Source organism: Okeania sp. KiyG1 (genome assembly GCF_014132355.1).
Lineage (GTDB): Bacteria > Cyanobacteriota > Cyanobacteriia > Cyanobacteriales > Microcoleaceae > Okeania.
In genome coordinates this window covers 23,838-41,394 of the sequence record NZ_BLZO01000013.1, presented here as the reverse complement: position 1 = coordinate 41,394, position 17,557 = coordinate 23,838, and the positions used below count along the sequence as shown (strand labels likewise).

Annotated in this window: 14 protein-coding genes; 11 read left to right on the top strand and 3 right to left on the bottom strand. The window is 40.0% G+C overall.

Going from position 1 to position 17,557, the window contains the following annotated elements:
• Positions 1-45: 45 nt before the first annotated feature.
• The 3 genes from SAGCYANO_RS43810 to SAGCYANO_RS01630 all read left to right on the top strand — a co-directional run bounded on the left by SAGCYANO_RS43810 (position 46) and on the right by SAGCYANO_RS01630 (position 8,193).
• Positions 46-435, top strand: coding sequence for a beta-ketoacyl synthase N-terminal-like domain-containing protein (locus tag SAGCYANO_RS43810; protein WP_237395541.1), 390 nt, complete (start codon positions 46-48; stop codon positions 433-435).
• On the top strand, positions 341-6,604 hold the full coding sequence (locus SAGCYANO_RS01635; protein ID WP_237395539.1) for a type I polyketide synthase: 6,264 nt from the start codon (positions 341-343) through the stop codon (positions 6,602-6,604). Before SAGCYANO_RS43810 ends, SAGCYANO_RS01635 begins: the two co-directional genes overlap by 95 nt.
• Before the next feature lie 1,376 nt (positions 6,605-7,980).
• Positions 7,981-8,193: a hypothetical protein gene (locus tag SAGCYANO_RS01630; RefSeq protein WP_202218498.1), complete on the top strand. Its 213-nt coding sequence runs from the start codon at positions 7,981-7,983 to the stop codon at positions 8,191-8,193.
• A gap of 38 nt (positions 8,194-8,231) precedes the next feature.
• Here SAGCYANO_RS01630 and SAGCYANO_RS47235 read toward each other — a convergent pair whose 3' ends face one another.
• Both SAGCYANO_RS47235 and SAGCYANO_RS01625 read right to left on the bottom strand, forming a co-directional pair.
• The gene (locus tag SAGCYANO_RS47235; RefSeq protein WP_255502437.1) at positions 8,232-8,360 is read right to left on the bottom strand and encodes a hypothetical protein; all 129 of its coding nucleotides are present in this window, start codon (positions 8,358-8,360) and stop codon (positions 8,232-8,234) included.
• Positions 8,361-8,401: 41 nt separating this feature from the next.
• Complete coding sequence (locus SAGCYANO_RS01625; RefSeq protein WP_202218497.1) at positions 8,402-8,659, bottom strand: hypothetical protein; 258 nt, start codon at positions 8,657-8,659, stop codon at positions 8,402-8,404.
• 76 nt (positions 8,660-8,735) lie between these two features.
• Between SAGCYANO_RS01625 and SAGCYANO_RS01620 the strand changes: the two genes are divergently transcribed.
• A complete protein-coding gene (locus SAGCYANO_RS01620; protein WP_202218496.1) occupies positions 8,736-10,181 on the top strand; it encodes an NF041680 family putative transposase in 1,446 nt (481 codons plus the stop codon).
• Between the two features lie 190 nt (positions 10,182-10,371).
• On the opposite strand, the gene SAGCYANO_RS01615 is transcribed toward SAGCYANO_RS01620, so the two are convergent.
• Entirely contained in the window at positions 10,372-11,391 is a 1,020-nt protein-coding gene (locus SAGCYANO_RS01615; protein ID WP_202218495.1) for a transposase, read from the bottom strand.
• A 164-nt stretch (positions 11,392-11,555) separates the two neighbouring features.
• On the opposite strand from SAGCYANO_RS01615, the gene SAGCYANO_RS01610 reads away from it, so the two are divergent.
• The 7 genes from SAGCYANO_RS01610 to SAGCYANO_RS01580 all read left to right on the top strand — a co-directional run bounded on the left by SAGCYANO_RS01610 (position 11,556) and on the right by SAGCYANO_RS01580 (position 17,384).
• Positions 11,556-11,957 (top strand): hypothetical protein, encoded by a 402-nt coding sequence (locus SAGCYANO_RS01610; RefSeq protein ID WP_202218494.1) that lies wholly within the window; start codon positions 11,556-11,558, stop codon positions 11,955-11,957.
• A gap of 326 nt (positions 11,958-12,283) precedes the next feature.
• Positions 12,284-12,619: a hypothetical protein gene (locus tag SAGCYANO_RS01605; protein ID WP_202218493.1), complete on the top strand. Its 336-nt coding sequence runs from the start codon at positions 12,284-12,286 to the stop codon at positions 12,617-12,619.
• Positions 12,620-13,064: 445 nt separating this feature from the next.
• Positions 13,065-13,730, top strand: coding sequence for a hypothetical protein (locus SAGCYANO_RS01600; RefSeq protein WP_237395528.1), 666 nt, complete (start codon positions 13,065-13,067; stop codon positions 13,728-13,730).
• 58 nt (positions 13,731-13,788) lie between these two features.
• On the top strand, positions 13,789-14,268 hold the full coding sequence (locus tag SAGCYANO_RS01595) for a hypothetical protein (protein WP_202218491.1): 480 nt from the start codon (positions 13,789-13,791) through the stop codon (positions 14,266-14,268).
• Positions 14,269-14,347: 79 nt separating this feature from the next.
• Entirely contained in the window at positions 14,348-14,539 is a 192-nt protein-coding gene (locus SAGCYANO_RS43805; protein ID WP_237395526.1) for a four helix bundle protein, read from the top strand.
• Between the two features lie 163 nt (positions 14,540-14,702).
• The gene (locus tag SAGCYANO_RS01585; protein ID WP_202218490.1) at positions 14,703-15,644 is read left to right on the top strand and encodes a hypothetical protein; all 942 of its coding nucleotides are present in this window, start codon (positions 14,703-14,705) and stop codon (positions 15,642-15,644) included.
• Between the two features lie 69 nt (positions 15,645-15,713).
• Complete coding sequence (locus SAGCYANO_RS01580) at positions 15,714-17,384, top strand: DEAD/DEAH box helicase (RefSeq protein WP_202218489.1); 1,671 nt, start codon at positions 15,714-15,716, stop codon at positions 17,382-17,384.
• Positions 17,385-17,557: the final 173 nt, after the last annotated feature.

Genomic DNA, 17,557 nt, shown 5'->3' with positions numbered 1-17,557 from the left:
TTATGACTAAAAAAATTAGATCAATCCCAACTACTTAGAGATGCTTTGCTCGAGCTACGGGATAAGAAAGCTAAACTAAAAGCTTTGGAACAAGCTAATACAGAACCTATTGCCATTATTGGCGTAGGGTGTCGCTTCCCAAAATCCCCCAATCCGGAAGCTTTTTGGCAGCTCCTCGAGCAAGGGATGGACGCAGCCACTGAGGTGCCGAAAGAGCGTTGGGATATTGAGCAATATTACGATCCAAATCCTGATGCTACGGGCAAAATGTATACTCGCTTTGCCAATTTCATCGCGGATGTGGATAAATTCGATCCCGAGTTTTTCAAGATTTCTCCTCGTGAAGCTAAAAAAACTCGACCCTCAGCACCGATTACTCTTGGAAGTCTGTTGGGAAAGCCTGGAATATGCAGGTTTATCACCCCTGACTCTTAGAGGCAGCCAAACAGGAGTCTTCATCGGCATGATGACTCATGACTACGGGCAGTTGGCAGCCAATCCAGCAGACTTGCATACAGCTTCTGGTAATCGCTCTTTTTTTGGAGCTGGCAGGATTGCCTATACCTTGGGGTTGCAAGGGCCAGCTTTAAGTGTGGAAACCGCTTGCTCTTCTTCTCTGGTAGCGTGTCATCTGGCTTGCCAGAGTCTGCGGAATCAAGAGTGCAAAATTGCTATAGTGGGTGGGGTAACTCTGATGCTCACTCCAGAGGTGAGCGTAATTGAATCTCGCTCCAAGATGAATTCACCCGATGGCCGTTGTAAAACATTTGACGAGAGCGCCGATGGCTATGGACGAGGCGAGGGATGTGGAGTTGTTGTTCTGAAGCGATTATCGGATGCACAAGCAGATGGAGACCAAATTATTGCTCTGATACGAGGTTCTGCGGTAAATCACGATGGCCCAAGTAGTGGGTTGACGGTTCCCAATGGGTTAGCTCAGGAAGCTTTGATCAAACAAGCTTTGGCTAATGGCAAGGTTGAGGCTTCTCAGGTGGACTATGTAGAATGTCATGGAACTGGTACTCCCCTCGGAGATCCAATTGAGGTGGAAGCTTTGGTGAATGTATATGGTAAAAATCGTCCTCAGAATTTACCTATTATTATTAGTTCTGTCAAAACCAATATTGGTCATACGGAGGGGGCAGCAGGAATTGCTGGATTAATCAAGACTATTTTGTGTTTACAAAATGAGAAGATTCCTCCGCATCTTCATCTCAAACAGCCCAATAGACGAATTCCCTGGGAAGAGATCCCCGTAGTTGTTCCGACAGAGGCAATGTCATGGTTGCAGGGGGGTAAGACGAGACTAGCTGGAGTTAGTTCCTTTGGTCTCAGTGGAACTAATGCTCATGTTATTGTGGAGGAAGCACCAAGAGAAGGCAACAGGCAACAGGCAATAGGCAACAGTGAAGATGACTTAGAACGTTCACTCCAGATATTAACTCTTTCGGGTAAAACTGAAACAGCTCTTGGTGAGTTGGTGAGTAGTTATGAAAATTATCTCAAAGCTCACCCAGAATTAGGGGTGGCCGATATCTGTTACACTGCTAATATAGGACGTGCCCACTTCAACCATAGACTAGCAGTTGTCGCCTCTAACGAACAAGACTTAGTTGACAAACTCCGAGAGTACCAACAGGGAGAAGATGTAGCCGGAATCTACTCAGGAGAACTGCCAAATAACACCGCAGTACCAAAAATTGCGTTATTGTTCACAGGACAAGGTTCCCAATACATCAATATGGGCAGGCAGTTGTATCAGCAAGCACCCATTTTCCGGGAAGCGATCGATCGATGTGAGGAAATTATCAGGAGTTTAGAAACTTTCCAAATTGAGTCCTTACGAGAAATTCTCTATCAAGCAGACGACTCATCAGATTCATCCAGACTAGACCAAACAGCTTACACTCAACCAGCTCTATTTACCATAGAATATGCTCTATTCAAACTCTGGCAGTCTTGGGGGATTAAACCGGATGCAGTCATGGGTCACAGTGTAGGTGAATATGTAGCTGCTAATGTAGCTGGAGTATTCAGTTTAGAAGATGGCTTGAAACTTATTGCTGCTAGGGGAAGTTTGATGCAACAATTGCCCTCTGGTGGTGAGATGGTTTCGGTAATGGCTTCCGAGTCAAAAATAAGAGAGACGTTGCAGGAGATGGCGCTGGACGAAAACATAGCTATTGCTGCGATTAATGGACCTGAAAGTATGGTAATATCTGGTAAAGAAGAAGCAGTAAGAGCGATCGCTACTAACCTCGAATCAACCGGGATAAAAACCAAACAACTCCAAGTCTCCCATGCTTTCCATTCCCCATTGATGGAACCAATGTTGGCAGATTTTGAAGCCGTAGCAAATCAAATTACCTACCATCAACCCAAGATACCACTGATATCAAATGTCACAGGCAAACAGGTAAATCACCAAATTACTACAGCTAAATATTGGGTAAACCATATCCGGCAACCAGTGCGGTTTGCTGAGAGTACGATCGCTCTGCATCAGCAAGGATATGAATTATTTCTAGAAATTGGGGCAAAACCAGTATTATTGGGAATGGGAAGGCAATGTCTACCACCTGGAATTGGTGTTTGGTTGCCATCCTTGCGTCCGGGAGTGGATGAATGGCAACAAATGCTCTCTAGTTTGGGACAGTTATATGTGCAGGGAGTCAACGTAGATTGGTTAGGTTTTGAGAGAGATTATCGCCATCAGAAAGTTGTTTTGCCAACCTATCCGTTCCAACGAGAAAGATATTGGGTGGAAACTCAAAATGGCTACCCACAAATTAGACCCAAAGAAAACTATTTGCACCCACTACTAGGAGAACAAATCAATCTAGCGGGAATAGAGAATCAATATCGTTTTCAATCCTATATAAGTGCCGAAACTCCAGCCTACTTGAATCACCACCAAGTATTTGAAAAGGTTCTATTTCCAGCCACAGGCTACTTAGAAATGTCTCTGGCAGTTGCTAAAATTCGCCTCAAACTCCCCGTAGTAGAAATAACGGATATAGTGATAGCACGAGGTTTAATCCTACCAGAAGCAGAACTTAAAACGGTACAAACAGTAATCAGCTCTTTAGAAAGGAGTAGCTACAAATTCGAGATATTTAGTACATTAGAAGGAGGCAATCAAGAGACAGCACAATGGATGTTGCACGCCGAAGGGAAAATAGCCCCTGGTTCGACGACCAGCGAAAGAGCCAAAATAGACCTAGAGCAATACAAGCAAGAGTGTAGTCAAGCTATTGAAATTAAACACCATTATCAAAAAATTAAATCACGAGGTATAGACTACGGAAGCAGTTTTCAGGGAATCAAACAGTTGTGGAAAGGTCAGGGAAAAGTCATCGCTGAAATTGTCTTACCGGAGGAATTAACACCACAATTAACTGACTATCAACTCCATCCAGCTCTCTTAGATGCAGCGCTACAAATTATGGCTCATGCCATAGAAGGAGCAGAGGACAAAACCTATCTGCCAGTTGGGGTAGAAAAATTGAAACTGTATCGTCAAACAATAAGTCAAGTATGGGCGATCGCAGAAATACCAGAAACTAGCTTAACCGGAAACATCACTCTGGTAGAACGTCAAGGAATTGTCCTAGCAGAGCTGGAAGGATTAAGGTTAAAAGCAACCACAACATCGACTCTTTTCAGAAGTCTGCAACCCGATATTAGTCATTGGTTTTATCAAATTAACTGGCAACCCCAACCCCTGCCCTCAACAACTTCATCACTAGCAGCAACCAGCAAATGGTTAGTCTTCGCACAAGATACTCAACTCGTAGAAGCACTAAAAAATCAAGGTCACGAGTGCATCACCGTATCAGTAGGAGACACCTATGAGCAACTAAGTCCACAACACTATCAAATCAACCCCACCAGTAGTGAACAATTTCAACAACTGCTAGAAGAAAACCCAGGAATTAAAGGTATTGTGCATCTGTGGAGCTTCCTAGAAACGGAAACCAAAGAAAAGCTAGAATTAGAAACAATTCAAGAGCAAAGTTGTGCGACAGTACTGCATTTGGTGCAAGTAATTTTCAACAGCAAACCCGAGAAATTCCCTCAACTGTGGTTAGTAACCCAAGGGACTCAAAGTGTCAACTCAGAATCGGAAGTAACCAACCCAGAGTATGGAAGCTTATGGGGACTAGGACAAGTCATAACCCAAGAACACCCTGAATTGAGATGTAAACGCTTAGATCTAGATTCAGAATCCAAGATAACTCAAAATCTGGATGCTCTAGTCGCCGAACTCTTATCAGAAGATGTAGAAGACCAAATAGCCCTGCGTCTGGGAAGCCGTTATGTAGCCAGACTAATACAACAACCACAGCAAAACCACACTATCTCGGCAGACCAACCAGTGCAGTTAAAACTCACAGAATACGGAGTGATAGACAACCTCCACTGGCAACCAATGCAGCGCCAAACACCCAAGGATTACGAAGTAGAAATCGAAGTCAGAGCAGTAGGACTAAACTTCCGAGATGTTCTCAACGCCCTAGGATTACTCAAAGAATACTATGCCGAACACCTAGGTATTACCAGCGCAGACCAACTCACCTTTGGGTTTGAATGTGCAGGTAAAATCTCCGCAGTAGGAGAGCAAGTTTCACAGTGGAAAATAGGAGATGAAGTAATAGGAATACTGCTGCACGATGGCTTCAGCAGTTTCATAACTGCTCCGGTAGAGTATGTGGTAGCCAAGCCCAAAGAAATGAGTTTCAGCGAAGCGGCGACCCTACCCCTGGCATTCCTTACTGCCTACCACGGGTTGCAAAACTTAGCTAAAATTCTACCGGGAGAGCGAGTATTAATTCACGCAGCAGCAGGGGGAGTAGGACAAGCAGCAGTACAAATCGCCCAACTTGTAGGGGCAGAAATCTTTGCCACTGCAAGTCCTAGTAAATGGGACTTTCTCAAATCCCTGGGCATTAAACACATCATGAACTCCCGCACCCTAGATTTTACCTCCGAAATCAGAGAGCTAACCGCAGGAGTAGGAGTGGATGTAGTTCTCAATAGCCTCAATGGAGACTACATTCCCCAGAGCTTGGAAATATTAGCCCCAACAGGAAGATTTGTAGAAATCGGTAAAATCGGGATTTGGGACAAAGAGCAAGTGAAAGAAAAACGACCAGATGTCAGCTATTTTCCCTTTGACTTGAGAGAAGTAGCCCAACAAAAACCAGGTGTCATAGCTCAAATGTCAGAGGAATTGACCCAGCAATGGAATCAACGAAAACTTAAAGCCTTACACGATCGAGTATTTCCCAGTAAAGAAATCACAGCAGCCTTTCGGTATATGCAGCAAGCCAAGCATATAGGCAAGGTAGTGGTAGAAATGTCCCAATTTAAAGATGGGCTAAAGTCCATCCAACCAGAAGCCTGTTATTTGATTACAGGAGGATTAGGAGCATTAGGTTTGGAGGTAGCCCAATGGATGGTCAAACAGGGAGCCGAGCATTTAATTTTAATGGGGCGTAGTACTCCCACTCAAACAGCACAAAAAACCATACAGGAGTTAGAAACAGCCGGAGCAAATGTAAGCGTTCTATTAGGCGACATTTCTCATCAAGAGGATGTAGCTAAAATCTTTCAACAGATAAAGGCATCATTGCCCCCACTGAAAGGAGTTATCCATGCTGCGGGAGTGTTGGATGATGGATTACTACAAAATCTAAGTTGGCAGCAGTTTAGCAAAGTCATGGCTCCAAAAGTGCAAGGAACTTGGTATTTGCATCAATTTACCAAAGATTTACCCTTAGACTTCTTTGTCTGTTTTTCTTCTATAGCCTCCATGCTAGGCTCCCGAGGTCAAGGAAATTATGCTGCAGCGAATGGATTTATGGATACACTCGTTCGCTATCGTCGAGGTGTGGGGTTGCCAGGGTTAAGTATTAATTGGGGAGCTTGGGCATCAGCAGGTATGGCAGCTAGTTTAGATACTCATCATCAGCAGCGGTTCGATGCTCTTGGCGTGAGTGCCATAGAACCAGAAATGGGAATGCAGGCATTAGAGTCATTGTTATCCAACTCTCCCAGCCAGATTGGAGTTTTGCCCATTAATTGGTCAAAGTTTGCCAAGCAACTACCAGGTAAGCAAAAGACCCCATTTTTGTCTAATTTGATTTCAACTGAGCCATTATTAACCCAAAAATCGGCATTTAGAGAACAACTAGAAGTAGCAGCAGTTTCCGAACGCCAGGAGTTATTAACAACTCACCTGCGATCGATAATTGCCAAGACATTAGGCTGGACAGATAAACAAAAGATAGGGATGCGCCAACGTTTGTTTGACTTAGGATTGGATTCTCTGATGGCAGTGGAATTAAAAAATCGCTTGGAGTCCAGCTTAGGGACAAGCTTAAGTTCAACATTGTTATTTGATTATCCGACACTAGAAGTACTCGTAGAGTATCTAGCGACTGATATCATAGAGGTAGAATTTTCTTCTGAACTAGATAAAACTGAAAATGTAGAACAAGAAGAAATAGAGAACACATTGCGTTTTGAAGAAATGTCCGAAGATGAAATGGCCGACCTACTGGCTCAACAACTAGAATCTCTGGGAGGAAATAACAGCTAATGAAAGAAAGTAATCTCACGGGGTGACAATGGCCTCAAAAGCATTGCTAACTGTAACGGCTCGCAAACAAAAACGCTTCAGCTCGCAAACAAGGCAATTTTCAGCTCACATTAACTGCAAATAAAAACACCTTTCAGCTCACATTATCTGCAAACAGGCTCAAATTATTTGCAAATAGCTCGCAAACAAGATTTTCAGCTCACATTAACTGCAAATAGGCTGTAAGCTTCTTGATGGCGTAGATCGAAGGTTCGTGCAACCAGGGGCCATCTGGGGATAGAAGCTTTGGTCTGTGGGCATCTCAGACATCGCTATTTACGCTATCACCGTAACAAAACTTTACCAAAGTGTCCTAAATTATACATATCTTGTCTACGGCTAAAATGTCCTAGAGGTAAGGGATTCAGTGATTCAGTAGTAATGGTACGAAAATGTACGCTAAGGTTGTAAGCTATGCCCCACAAGCTTTGTAGCTATATTTAGGTAAATAGAAGGTTCGTGTCATCAAGTGCAGCGTTGTAAAGTTCTGTAAAGATAACAAGTCGGTGGATGAGCTAAAACTAGAGAAGCTGCAAAAAGCGTGCCAACTCGCCTGTGATACACAGAGCGTAGCTAACTTGAGTCGAAATACGGGAGACTGTGCCAAAACGGGTTCTTTGTACGCTAAGATATTGACACGACCTCCAAAAACTTTGTGACATAAAGATTTCAGAGCTTCATTTGAAGCACATTTTTAGACCCACTTCGTTACACAGAGCGGAGCTTGCGGAGTTCTGTGTCGAAGTGGGTGCGGAGCGAACTGAAAATGTGCCTGGGTGGTGGGCGGGTATTGGCAGGAAAGAAAAGCCGACTTCGGCACGATTGGATCGTTGATTTCGACTCAAACTTTTTCAAAATATCATTCGCCGACTACTATAGCTACCAAAAGCCGAAAGACTACGGAATCTTACCAAAACGGTTGGTTCCGACGACAGGAGGAAACGAAGCCTTAGCGACACTTGCAATCGGCGGCTATTCCTAGACGCAAGCTTACTGTAGACTTGATTTCTAGAAGATGAACTTGCGAACTTCTAGGAATTTAGTCAAAGTTTGCTTAGATTGCTTAGTGGAGGTTAGTTAGTTTTGGTTAGATGGAGTTCTTGAGGTGTTGGTTGCGGTGTTTCGGTTTAAACAAAGAATCAAAAAATAATCTAGGTACACCAACTAGGGGTAAATATAGCGAAGCTGTCACTATACGGCAATAAGCGAAATGAAACCCTATCTATACAAAGGTTTCAGAGCTTGAAAAATCTAAGATTTTGGCTTGTTGGATAAGGTTTTCTTATTCTTTAGATGTAGTCTGATAAGGCTGACCGCAATAAGGACAGAAGCGAAATGTGAGAGACATAACAGGTAGATTGCAATTTCCACAGCGATCGCTACTCTCCAGAACCCTCACACCCAAAACCATCACCATTATTTCAGATAAATTGATCACATTAAAAAGTTTTCCATTTACTCAATTAGAACAACAAAAATTAAACTTGGACTTTGGACAAAAAAAAGTAGTTAGCGTAATAGTTACACTAACTACCAAAATTAAGGTTTAAAGACCGAATTCATACTGGAATTATCTTTGTTTTTGACATTATTTATCATCCCGAAGATCATAGGATGGGTCTGGTTCAATTTCTCCACCAAAACAAATATCTAAATAACTTTCTTGAAGGGAATGAACAACTCTCTCCAACTCATCAATAAGATTCCTTCGACTCATTTTTTCAACTGCATCAATATGAGCTTCACTACCCGCTTTGCCTAAATATTTATATTTAGTTTTTTCTGACTATCAGTAGCCATAGGAAAAATCGGTGAAGCAGATTGTAATTTATAATAATAGTAAAGTTTCTGATTTCTATTGACTTGATAACGGATGATATGAACTTCACGAGGAATCACCTCTCCTTCTCGTTCAATTTTCTTAATTTTCTGCTTCATCTGACGGATTAAACCCTGAATTTGTTTCCCTCTAATGGCTGCAGGTTGAGTGGTTTGCTTGGATTTCGGTGTAGACATGAGACTGAATAGTTAAGAAAGGATTTATGTTGGCGTAAAATATACACTAACATTCAGAGGTGTATTATTCACAACCATGGAAAATCAAGAAAACAGTCAATCAATCAAGGAGTTCTTATCCTGGAGGCAAAACCTTTATCATGGAGTTAATGCAAGAATTGAAACTATTATAGAATTAGTAGATGCCCTTTCATCAAACTCCATCGCAAGTTCGGTAGTAGAATTGTCTGAACATCCTTTATTTCGACGAAATTATAACAGTTTATATAAAGGAATTCAAGAATTTTTACCTGATAAAAATGATGATAATTACTCACAACAAGTTAATTACTTATTAGAGGCTGCGTCTCAAACAATTCCTACTCCAGTTTCCCGACATTTTCATTTATTTGGAATTGATACAACTCCTTGTCCACGTCCTTTTTCAGCTACATTGGCCGACAAAACTTTTATCAATTATCCCAATCCAATTAAAGGAAATAAACCCATTAGTATTGGCCATTATTATTCAGTTATATGCGCTTTACCAGAGAGAATAGCAACAGGTAATGTACCTTGGGCTGTTCCCTTATTAGGAGAAAGGGTTCCCTCGTCAGAAAAGGCTACTAACATTGGTAATAAACAACTGGAAAAAATCTTTAAAACTGCTTCTTTCTCTGGAGAGAAGTTATCAGTTTTAGTTGCTGACAGTTTCTACAGCCAAAGAAATTTTATTGGAGAACAAGTCAAGCATAAAAACTTAATTACCGTGACACGAGTGAGAAGCAATCGAGTCTTTTACCGTCAATTTATCAGGAAAGAACACCAAGCAATTACTTCAGGACATCCCCGTTGGTATGGAGATAAATTTGACCTGAAAGATGAGAATACTTGGCATGAACCTACGGAGGTTAGTCAATCCATTTTTACTACTAGAAAAGGTCGTCAATTGACAGTAACAATTTCGGGTTGGAACCAGATGTTAATGAAAGGAACTCAGAACTATAAAATGAATCGTTATCCTTTTACTTTACTACAAATTAATATTACTGATGAAGTAGGTAATCAGATTGGGAAACCGATGTGGTTAATTGTTATTGGTTCTCGACGTCAAGAGTTAAGTTTGATTGATTGCTATGAATCTTATCGGCAACGTTATGACATAGAACATCTGTTCCGATTTGGTAAACAAAGATTATTAATGACAGCTTATTCAACCCCTGATGTTGAACATGAAGAAAATTGGTTCAAATTAACATTAATTGCTTATGTTAATTTATGGGCTGCTAGGAATTTAGCCATTGTTTTACCCCGTCCTTGGGAACATTATTTGAAGACTAATAAATCAGTTAAAATCACTCCCAGTTTAGTTCAAAGAGATTTTTATCGAATAATTTCGACTTTGGGTACAATGACGACATCTCCTAAACGTCGAGGTTATTCTACCGGACGGATTAAAGGATATAAAACAACACCACGAACTCGTCATCAAGTTATCATCAAAGGCAAAAAAAAATCCAAAAAACAACGAAAAGTTTCTTAGTAGTGGGCGACAACTCTTAATTATTGCCATTTTTCAGTGATTAAATTCACTGGAGACAGAGAAATATTTCTCTAATATAGTTAGCGTAAATATTACGCTAACTGTTTTCTTTTTGTCCAAAGTCCAATTAAACATTTAACACATTTTATCAAGGCCACAAAATGGCTTTTAATGACTAATTTAGATATACTCACATCTTGCACCTGACAAGACAAAGTTCCAAACCGTGTTTATAAAACCAAGGATTTAGTAACTTTAATTTTTTGATAAGGGAAAGGAGTAAAATCTGAGGTAAGAGCAAAACTAAGGCTTTTTCGGCTGAATCATACCAATCTAAATCATCAAAATAACCATTATGTAAATAAATCCAATAAGCTAATAAATAAGAGACGAGAGAAAGAATTAACCAACGATAAACCCCTAATAAAGTTTTTTGTCCAAAACGATGGAGACTAAATTGATGTTTGGCCGTTTTAAAGAAACCTTCAATCTGCCATCTACGTTTTCCCCAACGGACGATAGTTTTTCCCTTCATAGGTTTAGTTGAAATAACAAATCGCTTAACTCTTTTTCCATCTCGTTTTAGCCAAACCCATGATAAGAAGACAGGAAAATTTAAGCCGTTTAGATAAACTTGTTGTCCACGAGTTTTTAGTTCAGACACTTTACGTCCATCAGTTAATTTTCTGGTATTAGGGATGCCAAGAATTCCATGATGATTAAAAGAACTGTCACGGAGTTTTTCAATGAATTTAATTGTCCCAAAGGCTGTATCTCCTAAAACATAAATTGGGAAAGATTTTGTCAAAATAGAAGGCAATGTATTCAGTAATTTTAAAGCCAGTTGAGAAGGTGATGAGGTTCCTTTGCCTCTATATACACGAAAACTCCAAGGAAATCGCCAATTACCTATAACTAAGTAAAGAACAACGATGTGTAAACCTTTTTTATGATTATAAACTCTAACTAATTCTTTTAGATGAACAAACTTCCCTACTTTTTCAAGAGTTGTTAAATCTAGAATAACTTGTAAAATGAGTTTTCGTCCTTTTATTCTTTCAGATAAAACTAAGTTGAGAATGAAAGAACGAACAGTGCGTATCAGAGAACGAGTTGACCAATTATAATGATTTAAGAAGCGACTAATAGCACTTTCTGATTTGGTTTGACAATGATGAGGAACAGCATTTCCTTGACTATGTAGAAACAAGCCTAAAACAGATTCTAGAGTTTCTTTTGATAAATTGTGGGCATTAATTCTTTTAAAGAGCAGAGTAATTCGTCAACTTGGGATAAAATGGGGTGAGGCAACATAGTTCTCTGTTTAAAATAGAGAACTATAATAACATATTCCATAATCAAAAAGCTCAAAAAATGGCTAAAATCAACAGTAATCTAGAAATAGCAGAGCGAGCAGACCGTATTAGAGAAGCTATAGCTGCTTTAAAACGTGAAAAATCAGAAATTGAAGCTTCAGGATGGGTTGCTCCTGCTGATTGTTATGTAGCACGGTATCAAGCCAAAGGGCAAAAATATCATTATTGGTATTATCAACTCAAAGGGTCTAGATCTGTTTTCCCAAAAAGTAATAAAAAAGGGGAATTTTCGCGTTTTAAACATTTAGGAAAAGCAGGAAGTCAAGCACATATAGATGGAGTGAATGCTGTGATTAGAAGAGGTAAAATTGAGCAATTAACTTCAGCTATCGAAGCACTTTATGAAAGTTGGTTAGATTTATATCCCGATGAAGAAAAAGCAGGTCATCGGGTAGAGTAAGATTAATTTACCCTCTGGTTTTTATTACTTCTTCATTATAGTTCTCTATTGAGAAGAGATAACTAACTCCCACCTCCGATCAGATAAGTATTTCAGTTATTGTTCTTCATATCAACTTTTGTTGGTGCAAGATGTGAGTATATATTCAAAAAAATGTTATAATAAAAAGTTTTATCGTAACAGGTTATCCAGCATATAGCTAGGTACTATGTATGTGTCCTCTACAGAGTTTTGCTAGAATTAAAAAAGCATTATTTTTTGAAAAACAATTATGATTTCGGTAACGCCCATTATCTATTTATTCCACACTTATTTAACCCACTACCATGAAAATTAAGTCTGTACTAACTACGTTAATATTTGGTTTTATTAGCGTATTGGTTAATTTTGCTGTAACACAAAAAGTATTTGCTCGAACATCTGATGAAATTAGTCAATTAAGAGAGGCGGGAGTTCCTGTCATCATGCCCTCATATACTCCCCAAAGTTTTCAGCTAACCAATTTTACTATTCACAAATCTGGTGGAGGCGAGCCCTATTATAAAGCTACTTACCAAGGAGCAAATCGCTGTCTTTTTAGTATTAATGGCTCTAAAGCTGGTTGGGGAGATAACCTAACTATTATTCGTACCTGGGTATTTAATTGTAGCGACCAGCAATAAGAAAGCCCCGGACCAGCAATAACGAACTTTTTGAGCCAGGATTAATTGCAACTAGATTAACGTTTGAGCCAGAATTAACTGCAACTGAGCCAGAATTAACTGCAACTGAGCCAGAATTAAATGCAACCAGACAGCAATAACTTTTTTGAGCCAGAATTAACTGCAACTAGACGTGTAAAGAAAACGAACGTTTTTTTACTCCTGGTTCATATACCTGAGTCAACGAGAAAATCGGCTTTTTCAAGTTAAGAAAGCCGTAAATCTTTCAAAGTAAAAGTATTGTGATTAATGACGAGTTAATTTACCACACCAACAATTCCTTTGTTGGGAAATGTAGATGCTACAAAAGTTTTAGACTATTTGCAATTAACTCTGGCCTAAAAAAGTTATTGCTGGCTAGTTGCAGTTAATTCTGGCTCAAACACAAATATAGTTGCAGTTAATCTTGGCTCAAAAAGTTCGTTATTGCTGGTCGAGGGCAATAAGATTGCTGGTCGCTACAATTACCAAAGAAAATTGGGACGATAAAGAGTTTGAAATTGCCGAACGACTACTCAGTGAACTTTTCTATTGCTCTCCTGCTTGGAACAAACTGAATGATGTGAAAAATCAACAATTTCTGAAACCAAGTGAAGAGAAGTTTGTTGATAGCAATACACTTGTAGCAAATGAACCTACAGTTGAGGAAGAAGACGACTTTAACTTCTTCAGTGAAGCAGATGACGACGATCCTACCTGGATGGATGTCATCAAAGCTCAAGTCGAAAAACTTGAAGGCTTCAAAGTGACACATGATGATGTAGACCTCACCGTAACTCACTACGGTACAGTCGTAGGAAGTATTCACCACGGTGAAGAATACGAACTAGAAATAGAACAAAAATTAATTGGTGAACTGGCAAAATACGACTTTTACTTAGAAGCATTTTTAGTCAGCGCTGAAATCCCTTATAAGTTCTATCACCTCAGACCAAAATCATCCGGTGATCGTACTCAATCTTCTAGCTCAGAGCAAGGAGAGTTGGAGGTAAAAAAGCCCCAGGCTGGTTTAGAGACTGGAAAAAAACCAGACTCTCCCAAATCAAACGACAACGAAGAAAACGTATTTTGAGTTAGATCTCAACTCAAACTTCTCAATTCAGCTAATAAATTACATCCTTTTCTAAATCATGAAACTACAACAGAGAGCTATACCCCGAACTGCCCACACCACACCACATCAATGTGCAACTGGTAACAGTAGTGGTAACTTACCACCAAACAAACGTCATCAAAGAAACAACAATACTCAAATCCCAGGAGACCTGCCCAAAAAAGAGTCTAGGCTTCCGATAGCAAATGCTACCGGAAAAATTCAGTATAAGCCAGTGGGGGGCAGTGGATGGCTTAATAAATATACAAGCTGGAAATCCACCCAAAATGGTTATGTAGAGTATCCCCGAATTAAAGAAGAAACGCGGGGGACGAACGAACTCAAGCATTGGTATTGGAAATATTGCTGGCGCTCTAAAGGCTCTAAGAAGATTGAGTCTATTGGATGTCCGATCAAGAAAGTCCGTGCAGTAGAAAGAGCGATCGCTGCAAAGAGCCCATACAAAGAGATTTACAAGTACATAGTAGAAGATAAATCTGCACCTCCTCCTACATAAGTTTTTCAATTAACAATTAATAATTAATAATTAATAATTATGGAAAAACACAACGTCATTAAGGACAAATTTTTTGCTTTTGCACTGCGGATTATTAAGTTATCACGCATATCTGAGTCAAGACAAACAAGAGTATGTTTTATCAAAGCAATTGCTTCGGAGTGGCACTGCAATTGGTGCATTAATTCGTGAATCTGAATATGCAGAAAGCCGTGCTGAATTTGTGCATAAACTACGGATTGCTCTCAAAGAAGCCAATGAAACTCAATAGGGGTTAGAGCTATTACATCATGCTAATTACATTGATAAAAAAGGATTTGAATCAATTAATCAAGACTGTATTGAACTCATAAAAATTTGGACTGCAATCATCAATTCAACAAACAATTATTAATTATTAATTATTAATTATTAATTATTAACAGGAGTGCTAAATGAACCAGAAAAATACTACCACAAACAACTTTTCCCTTGACTCTACAGACACAGAATTACAGCAATGTATGAGTGATAGCGTTATAGAAACATCTTGCCTTGAGCTTGGTGATGAATATTTACCAAAAGGCCAAATAACAGCTCATCCATTTAGCCTGAGTCTAGAGGAATTATCTGGCCTCATCAACTATGGCCAAGAAAAACACCAAAATATTCAAGCGATGCAAGCTTTTTCTAGTAAGGATTCTAGCTTTCCTACTGACTACTCAGTGGGAAAAAATTCAATTCAGTTAGCAGAAGATAGTAAACCTGGTGGCCAAACCAAACTTGGAACGCCCAAAAATACACCACTAAAGAATTCTAGCTTTCCTACTGACTACTCAGTGGGAAAAAATTCAATTCAGTTAGCAGAAGATAGTAAACCTGGTGGCCAAACCAAACTTGGAACGCCCAAAAATACACCACTAAAGAATTCTAGCTTTCCTACTGACTACTCAGTGGGAAAAAATTCAATTCAGTTAGCAGGAGAAAGTAAATCCGGAGGCCAACCAGGATTTGAAACGCCAATAAGTATACCACTAAAGAATTCTAGCTTTCCTACTGAGTACTCAGTAGGAAAATCACCTGCAAAACCAGTAGGGGGCAGCGGATGGCTACACAAATACACAAGTTTAAAAGAAACCAAGACTGGGCTAGTTGAATACCCCCGCGTCAAAGAAGGTCAACGTTCTCAATACAATCCTAAACACTGGTATTGGGACTACTGCTGGCATAAGAAAGGGAAAAACGGTAAACCTTTGTACAAAAAAGGCAAAGCAGTAGTCTCCTCAGTCGGATGTCCGATCAAAAAGGTAAGAGCAGCTAGTAGTGCGATCGCTGCCAAACTACCACATCGCCAAATTTTAGAAATAATCAAAGGCGACAACTCCCCACCCACATAGACTTTCACCATTATACATCTTAATACAACAACCCATCACTTCTGAAAATTTTTTAATCACTGAAAACTTATGAATTTACCATCAGTAGCATCTCAAACAAAACTGCTGCAACCCTCATTGTTACAGCAGCATACTCAAAAAAACCTGGAAGAAGATCAACAATTATCTCTAAACCTCATTATAGCATCATCACAAATTCCCCAACTCAGAGATTACCAGCTCCAAGTTATTGACGATCTATACAAGTTCATCAAGCACAACCACCGCCGAATATTAATTGTCGCCCCTACTGGAGCAGGGAAAACTATAATTGCTGCTTCCTTCATACATCAAGAATATTCCAGTGGTAAAACTATATTGTTCATCGTTCATCGTGATGTGCTTATCAAGCAAACACTAAATAAATTTGCTAACTTCGGCATTGAATGTGGAGTCATTGCTGGAGGCTACAAAGAAACTCGCTCTGCCAAAGTTCAGATAGCCAGCGCACAAACTCTCAGTCGAAGGAAAATCAATTGGTTTGCTCCTGACATTGTATTAATAGATGAAGCACATCAAACCGCCTGGAACAAAGTAGTAAAGAGACAATTAGAAAATTACCAAGGTGAATTTGGCAATACCACCTTTATAGGTCTCACCGCTACTCCCTGGAGACTTTCAAAACGAGAAGCAATGTCAGACCTATTCGATACCCTCATTGCAGCTCCAACTCCAGGCGAACTTATCCTCAAAGGATACTTGACACCCCCAATTTACTACAGTGTTGATGGTGCTGACCTCAAAGGAGTGCGGACTGTAGCAGGTGATTATGATAACTCTGAGTTAGTAGTACGTTGCAATGTGCCAAAGGTCGTCGAAACTCTAGTCTCCGAATGGAAGCGATTAGCCAACGGTAGATTAACCATTGGCTTTGCTGTAAATGTAGCACACGCAAAAGCGATCGCCACTGCCTTCAATCAAGCTGGCATCCCCGCAGCAAGTGTAGACGGCACCATGCCCACAAAAATGCGAGAAGTAATTTATTCACAATTACAATCAGGACTCATCAAAGTCTTAGCAAGTTGTGAGGCATTGGGAGAAGGTTTTGATGTCCCTGCCATTTCTTGCGTTTTATTATGTCGTCCCACTAAATCTAAGGCTAAGGCATGGCAACAGATAGGCCGTGCAGCAAGACGCTTTAAGGGTAAACATGACTTCTTAATTCTAGACCAAGCAGGGATAATCGCACGATTTGGTTTCATTGAGGATACCACAATATTTACCCTGGGGAAATCCGACAACACCCCCACTGGTGTAGCTCCCACAAAAATTTGTCCGAGTTGTAACGCCATAAATCGCAATTTCGACAAGGTGTGTAGCTGTTGTGGCTATCAATATCCAGCAGCACCATTACCTAAACTTTTACCTACTCAAGAGTTCAAACTATTACGCTGCACGGCAGATAAGGTCAAGCAATATCGCCATTACCATGAACTGCTCACAGAAGCTTACCATCGAGGACTAAAATCTAATTGGGCAGATAAACAATACCAAATTCATTATGGATACTGGCCTCCCTACAAATGGATGCACGGTGCCATATTTGGTTCGCAACCTACTGTGGCTGACAAAGTTGCGTATCAAAAATATTTACTCCGCCTGATGAAAGCCGACGGTCAGTGCATAGGTTGGGTTGAACACCACATGAAGATGATTTTTGGCGATCAAACATCCGTTCCGCTCCGCGATAACTATGTTTAGCTACGCTATCGCGTGTGAAGATAAGGCTTGAAAAGAAAAAAAACTACGGGACTAACACCCCCGTAGAGAAAACAAACAAAAATGAAAAAACTTATGAACAAATTATTGCACAAACATCAAAATTCTGCAACTACTACCCTAATCTCCGCTGTCAAAACTTCTTTACAGGAGGA

Excerpts from the sequence above, each read along its gene's own strand:
- SAGCYANO_RS47235 (WP_255502437.1), bottom strand. The coding sequence starts at position 8,360 with ATGAGTCGAAGGAATCTTATTGATGAGTTGGAGAGAGTTGTTCATTCC.
- SAGCYANO_RS01625 (WP_202218497.1), bottom strand. The coding sequence starts at position 8,659 with ATGTCTACACCGAAATCCAAGCAAACCACTCAACCTGCAGCCATTAGA.
- SAGCYANO_RS01620 (WP_202218496.1), top strand. The coding sequence starts at position 8,736 with ATGGAAAATCAAGAAAACAGTCAATCAATCAAGGAGTTCTTATCCTGG.
- SAGCYANO_RS01610 (WP_202218494.1), top strand. The coding sequence starts at position 11,556 with ATGGCTAAAATCAACAGTAATCTAGAAATAGCAGAGCGAGCAGACCGT.
- SAGCYANO_RS01605 (WP_202218493.1), top strand. The coding sequence starts at position 12,284 with ATGAAAATTAAGTCTGTACTAACTACGTTAATATTTGGTTTTATTAGC.
- SAGCYANO_RS01595 (WP_202218491.1), top strand. The coding sequence starts at position 13,789 with ATGAAACTACAACAGAGAGCTATACCCCGAACTGCCCACACCACACCA.
- SAGCYANO_RS01585 (WP_202218490.1), top strand. The coding sequence starts at position 14,703 with ATGAACCAGAAAAATACTACCACAAACAACTTTTCCCTTGACTCTACA.
- SAGCYANO_RS01580 (WP_202218489.1), top strand. The coding sequence starts at position 15,714 with ATGAATTTACCATCAGTAGCATCTCAAACAAAACTGCTGCAACCCTCA.